Source organism: Mycobacterium sp. (assembly GCF_050700595.1).
In the GTDB taxonomy this organism is placed as follows: Bacteria; Actinomycetota; Actinomycetes; order Mycobacteriales; family Mycobacteriaceae; genus Mycobacterium.
Map to the genome: position 1 here is coordinate 1 of NZ_JBOHHI010000003.1, position 5,092 is coordinate 5,092.

General features: G+C 61.6%; 4 protein-coding genes and 2 pseudogenes. 1 reads left to right on the top strand and 5 read right to left on the bottom strand.

Annotated elements, in window-relative coordinates; genetic code table 11:
- The 4 genes and pseudogenes from ACRDTL_RS00115 to ACRDTL_RS00130 form a co-directional block, all read right to left on the bottom strand.
- Positions 1 to 527, bottom strand: a 527-nt coding sequence (locus tag ACRDTL_RS00115) for an SDR family NAD(P)-dependent oxidoreductase (protein WP_431504700.1), incomplete at its 3' end; no start/stop codon positions are given.
- Positions 524 to 2,071, bottom strand: a pseudogene (locus ACRDTL_RS00120) (flavin-containing monooxygenase). The pseudogene ACRDTL_RS00120 and the gene ACRDTL_RS00115, both read right to left, overlap by 4 nt.
- A gap of 14 nt (positions 2,072 to 2,085) precedes the next feature.
- Positions 2,086 to 2,979, bottom strand: a complete 894-nt coding sequence (locus tag ACRDTL_RS00125; protein ID WP_431504701.1) for a metal-dependent hydrolase — start codon at positions 2,977 to 2,979, stop codon at positions 2,086 to 2,088.
- 18 nt (positions 2,980 to 2,997) lie between these two features.
- Positions 2,998 to 3,897: a metal-dependent hydrolase gene (locus tag ACRDTL_RS00130; RefSeq protein ID WP_431504702.1), complete on the bottom strand. Its 900-nt coding sequence runs from the start codon at positions 3,895 to 3,897 to the stop codon at positions 2,998 to 3,000.
- Positions 3,898 to 4,051: 154 nt separating this feature from the next.
- Here ACRDTL_RS00130 and ACRDTL_RS00135 point away from each other — a divergent pair, with 154 nt between their 5' ends.
- Positions 4,052 to 4,756, top strand: coding sequence for a TetR/AcrR family transcriptional regulator (locus tag ACRDTL_RS00135; RefSeq protein ID WP_431504703.1), 705 nt, complete (start codon positions 4,052 to 4,054; stop codon positions 4,754 to 4,756).
- A 75-nt stretch (positions 4,757 to 4,831) separates the two neighbouring features.
- Here the strand turns inward: ACRDTL_RS00135 and ACRDTL_RS00140 are convergent.
- Positions 4,832 to 5,092, bottom strand: a pseudogene (locus ACRDTL_RS00140) (hypothetical protein); the annotation flags it as partial.

The window sequence follows — 5,092 nt, forward strand, 5'->3', positions numbered from 1 at the left end:
AATTCGAGCCTCAGACACTCGGTCAGCATCTTCACTCCCGCCTTGGACACCGAGTACGGAGACATCACCGGTGTCGGGGTGAACGCTGCCGCGGACGCGATATTGACGATATGACCTCCGGCGCCGCGCTCGACCATTTGCGCCCCGAATACCCGGCAGCCGTGGACCACACCCATCAGGTTCACGCTCAATTGGCGTTCCCAGTCGGCGGGGGTGAGCTCCAAAAACGGCCCGGCGACCAAGATTCCCGCGTTGTTGACCAACACGTCAGCGTAACCGTGGTCTGCGACCACCGTGCGGGCGAACGCTTGCCAGTCGTCGGGGTCGGTGACGTCGAGCCGCAAAGCCGACGCGTTATGCCCGCTGCTCCGGATCATCGCGGTGGTGACTTGTGCGGCATCCGGGTCGATGTCGGAGACCACGACATGAGCGCCGAGCTTGGCAAACCTGATCGCGGTCGCCCGACCGATGCCGCTGCCGGCGCCAGTGACCACCACCAGGCGGGGCCGCAACCGATTGACCTTCACACACTCTCCCTCGTCATGACGGCGGCCGCCGCGTCGAGCACCGCGCCTCCCACGGTGTACCGATAGACATTACGATCGTAATATCGGTTCTGCCAGTACATTTCGCCGTGCGTCGACGGCCGGAACGGCGAATCGCCCTTGCTGTTCAGGTAATAGGTGTTAGAACCCGCACAGGTCGGGGTGAACAGAAAATTCTTCTCTTGACGCTTCAGGCATTTCAGGAAGTACTCGTCGTGAGCTTGCTGTCGGATTTCGCACACTGTTGCACCGCGGCGCTTGGCCTCGGCGATGGCGCGGCTGAGGTGCGCCGACGTCGCCTCGATCATCCAGAAATAAGAGCCGAGTACGAATCCATAGGGCCCGGTAATCGTGAACATGTTCGGAAATCAAGGGACCGAAACCCCCTGATAGGACTGGCATCTCTGCTCTTCCCAGAACCGGCCGAGATCCAGCCCGTCTCGCCCGATGACGGGGAAGGACGGCACCGCACCCTTCTCCCATAGTTTGAAGCCTGTTGCACAGATCAGCACATCGACCTCATGCTCGGCGCCGTCGACGGTGCGCACCCCACTTTTGATGATGGATTCGATTGTTTCAGTGACCAGGCTGACATCCGCACGGTTGAACGTCCGCAAATACTCGTTGGACATCGACGGACGTTTACACCCAAGCCCATACCGGGGGATCAGCTTCTCCCGAATCACCGAGTCGTCGACCTGGCCGCGCATCCAGCGCCGCACCGGAATCTCAGCTAACCGCCGACCGATATCCGTCAGCCACCGCGGGCCCATCCACATCCCACTCATCCCGACTTCAGTCCCGAGGGTGCCGGCCAACCGAATAGCCGATCGAATTCCCCTGCGCTCCAGAATCTGTCGACCCGGCCAGCCCACTTTCGCGTCGATCTTGGGAAACACCCAGATCGGGGTCCTTTGAAAGACCGTTAGATGCTCGACCTCGTCGACAATGGCGGGCACAACTTGCAGCGATGTCGCGCCGGTGCCGATCACCGCGACCCGCTTGCCCACCAACGCGACATCATGGTCCCATAGCGCGGTATGCATGAGCGTGCCGCCGAACTCGTCGAGTCCCGGGATGTCTGGCATCTTCGGGCGTTCCAACCCGCCCAGCGCCGCCACGACGTATCGGCCTGTGATCTCTCGGGTGTCGTCGGTGGTCAACCGCCACAGACTGTTGAGCTCGTCGAACGTTGCAGAGGTGATAGTGGTTTTCAACCGCAGTTTCTCGCGCAGGCCGTACTTGTCGACAACATCATCGGCGTAGTCGCAAAGTTCTTCCCCGGGAGCGAAGATCCGCGACCAGTCACCACGCTGCTCGTAGGAGAAGCTGTAGATGAAGGACGGAATATCGACCGCGACACCCGGGTACGTGTTTGCATACCAGGTGCCACCAACCCGATCCCATTTGTCAACGATAATGAAGTCGTAAACCCCTTGCCGTTGCAGCGCGATACCCGCCCCGATACCGGCGAAGCCGGCTCCGACGATCACAACCTCATGGTCTGGAGTCACGCACTCAGCCAACTCGGTTCCTCTGCCTACTTGAGGTGATCGACGAGAGCGCCCTGCGCACCGAATAGTTCCCGCCGCCACTCCTCCAGCAGCTGACTGGTATCGATGTCGTCGGGGTGAAAGCCCGGCCTCATGTACTTGCGCAGATCCGCCATTACGCCGTCCAATAGCGGCCCCCGAAAGACTCCGATCGTCTGACGCAACACCTTGATCGGGCGCCACCCGGTGGGGTCCGTCATGATGGACAGCACCACGCCGCCTGTGACGAGCGGAATGGTGAGGGCGTATGTCACGGCCATCACCGCAATGCGGATCCACTCCGGTCCGCCGACTGCCCGGTAGACGTCGAAGGCCACCGACTTGTGTTCCAGCTCCTCGATGGCGTGCCAATTGAGCAGGTTGCGCACCTCGGGATCGCCTGGAATCGCCTGCATCTCGTCGGACAGCATGCGCTCAGCCAGTGTCGCGGTGTAATGCTCGGCCGCCGCCGTCATCGCCAAATGCAAGTAGCCCGGCAGCCGGTTCTCGCCCCGCACTATTAGTTTGTGGCGCCTGCTGTCGTGGTCGAACAGGAAAAGGCGGACCAGTGGATAGCCCATCGTCACCAGTTGCTCGTTGAGCCGTCGGTGCTCTTGACCGTGTACCGACTCCTGACCGATGAATCCGGCGACCCTCTTCTGCAGCACCGGATCGTTCACATGATCGGCAAAGCGCCGCACCGACCTGATGAACCCCCCCTCGCCGGGTGGAAAAATTGCCGACAGCAGCGCGGTCAGGTGGCTGAAAACGATGTCTCCCTCCACGAAGTGACGCTTCATCGGTTGCGGATCACCGAACCTGAATCGGATCCGTCGCACCCTGGGATACGGTCCGACCGGCACGCTTTCGCCCGTCGCCGGTATCGGTTGTGCAGCGCCCATGACGATTCTCTCCTCTGGTTACTTCAGGTGGTCGACGAGAGCCCCCTCGGAGCCAAACAGTTCTTCTCGCCATTGGTCCAGAAGTGCTGTCGTGTCGATATCGTCGGGATGGAAGCCCGGACGCAGGTATGTCGCGAGTTCTCCTATCAAGCCTTTGAAGAACGGGCCCCGGTAGAGCGCATACGCCTCGCGAACCAGCCGCAGCGGATGCCGCCGTGCGATCGGGTCGCGCGCCAGCGCGATCATCACCAAGATGGCGGTAAGCGGAATCATGGCGGCAATCAGCACGGCCATCACGGTGATTCGCGTGCGCTCGGGGCCACCGACCGCTCGATAGACGTCGAAGGCCACCGACTTGTGTTCCAGCTCTTCTAAGGCATGCCAGTTCAGCAGGTTCCATACCTCTGCATCGCCTGGAATCGCTTGAATCTCAGGGCTGGACAATATGCGCTCAGCAAGGACTGCGGTGTAATGCTCAGCAGCCGCTGTCAACGCTAAGTGCCGCCGGCCACCCAACCACTTTTCGAACCGAATCCGTTTTTCCTTCAACGTCTCCGAATCCCACCACCCGATCGGGTAGCCCATTGCGACGAGCTTCTCGTTAAGCCGGCGGTGCTCCTGCCCGTGCATGGATTCCTGTCCGATGAAGCCAGCAACCCGTTTCTTCAACACCGGATCAGTGATGCTGTCGGCGAATCGGCGGACGGACCGAATGAACGCCTCCTCGCCTGGCGGAAATGAGCCCGATAGTCCTGCCACGTAGTGGCTGAACACGATGTCGTCGTCGACGAAGTACTTGCCAAAAGTGCGGTCCTCGCCGAAGCGGAAGCGAATCCGCCTGGCCTTGGGGTAGCCGGCCTGCGCACCCACCGAGTCCGCCGCCGCCACCGCCGCTCGTTTCGGGTACCGGTTAGCCATGACCACAGCCCTTCCGAACAGTCAGTACCTAGTACTTGCAGTACTAGGTGGTAGACGTTACTTCGCGCGACAGTGGTCCGCAAGACCCCGGCATGGTCCAAGACGCATCCTCGAGCGCGTGCCAAGGAGCAAGGCCGGTAGATACCATTGGCTGGTGTCGATAGAGGCTCCTGGTCATGGGTGGCTGCCCGAATTGACCGGGGATGCCAGAGTAGATCGGTGGCGTGAGCACCGAGCGGCTGTACGCGCCGAGTTGGTCGAGGCGACCCTGCGGGCAATCGAAGAATTCGGGCCGGAGCTGTCCATCGACGACGTCGTCAAGACCGCCGGCGTCCCCAGGCCCAAGCTCTACCGGTTCTTCGACGATAAGGACACGTTGTTCAGCGCGGTCGGTGAACGAGTGCAGGACATGGTGCTCGAGCGGGTCGTACCGCGTTTCCATACCGCCGGCACGACACTGGAACTGGTCCGCTCAGCCGTGGCCACATATATCGACCTTGTCGACGAGCGACCAAATCTGTTTCGCTTCCTGGTCGGCGCGCAGTTTACCGAGCGCCGTTCGACCGAGGCTTTGTTGGAAGGCGGCAGGCCACTGGCCAATGCCATTTGCGATTTTGTCGCAACGGTTCTACAGGAACGCGGTGGCCAAAGCGACAACCTTCAGTATGTCGTCGACGCTCTCCTCGGGGCGGTCGCGCTCGGTGTACTGCGCTGGCTGAATGAGCCGGCGATCAGTAAGCCGACCCTCGTCGAGCAACTGACCACCTTCGTCTGGGCTGCATTGTCGGCAACTGCGGCGGCGCGGGGAGTTGTCCTCGATCCCGACGAGCAGGTGCAATCACCGGCCAGCATCGACTGACCCGCCACTGGAGACCCAACTCGAGTCTTTCGCCGACGTGGATGCGTTCCGCCGCAACGTGCTTCGCGCCGCTGGCTAAGAGGTGACTCGTGATTGGGTGTGGGTCTTCTTGTTCCAGAGACCTGCGATGGTGTGGTGGCTGTGGTTGGTGCCCTGTCCGCGCCGGCGGCGTTGCCGCAGGTTCTGCCAGTCTTTGAGGCCGGCGATGGCGTGTTCGACGCGGGTCCTGAGTCGGCGGTGTGCCCGGTAGTGGTCGTCGTAGATGATCCGGCCGGTTGTGTCGCGGCGCGGGGTGGTGATCGACGTGATGCCGAGATATCGGCCGTCGCCGAGAAC

What these genes read in the sequence shown, in the direction of transcription:
- ACRDTL_RS00125 (WP_431504701.1), bottom strand. Translation starts at nt 2,979, where the DNA reads ATGGGCGCTGCACAACCGATACCGGCGACGGGCGAAAGCGTGCCGGTC.
- ACRDTL_RS00130 (WP_431504702.1), bottom strand. Translation starts at nt 3,897, where the DNA reads ATGGCTAACCGGTACCCGAAACGAGCGGCGGTGGCGGCGGCGGACTCG.